The organism is Neorhizobium descurainiae (assembly GCF_051400715.1).
Lineage (GTDB): Bacteria > Pseudomonadota > Alphaproteobacteria > Rhizobiales > Rhizobiaceae > Neorhizobium.
The window spans coordinates 1-611 of the sequence record NZ_JBLFFK010000100.1 but is presented as its reverse complement, the minus strand read 5'-3'; the positions used below and the strand labels follow the sequence as shown (position 1 = coordinate 611).

Here is a 611-nt window from a genome sequence, read left to right as displayed (position 1 = left end):
CGACCCGACCACCGGGCGCAACGACGTCAACGTGCCCTTCATCGGCGAGGCACAGGTCAAGGGCGTGGAGTTCGATGGCGCCTGGGCGGTCACGCCGTGGTTCACGCTCAACGGTGCGCTGACCGTCAGCGATCCCAAGTACAAGAACTTCGAGAGCTCGACGGGCGCCGATCCCGAGCAGGCCGAAGGCAACCAGATCGTGCGCCAGCCCAAGATATACGGCAACATCCGCCCGAGCTTCGACTTCAGGACGGGCGAAACCGACATCTCGATCTACGGCCGCTACACATACATGGGCAAGCGCTACGTCGACCTCTACAACAACACCGCGCTCCCGGCCTATGGGACGACCGGCGCGGGCGTGACGGTGCGCCACGGGAGCTGGCAGGTGCAGCTCGTGGGCGACAATCTGTTCAACGCCCATGGCCTGACCGAAGGCAATACCCGCACCGACTCGCTGAGCGGCCAGGGCAGCGCCGAGGCGATCTATGGGCGTCCGATCTTCGGCCGCAACTTCCGCCTCGTCATCGGCAAGTCCTGGTGATGGGGCGGCGGGTGAAACTGCTGGCCGTGGCGCTCGCGGCCGCCGCTTCTCCCCTCGCGACCGTCCC

The 611-nt window shown here is 66.4% G+C and carries 1 protein-coding gene; it reads left to right on the top strand.

The annotated features are described in order from the left end of the window. Positions 1 to 544, top strand: a 544-nt coding sequence (locus tag ACMGE0_RS33615; RefSeq protein ID WP_436820183.1) for a TonB-dependent receptor domain-containing protein, incomplete at its 5' end; no start/stop codon positions are given. Between the last annotated feature and the right edge of the window lie 67 nt (positions 545 to 611).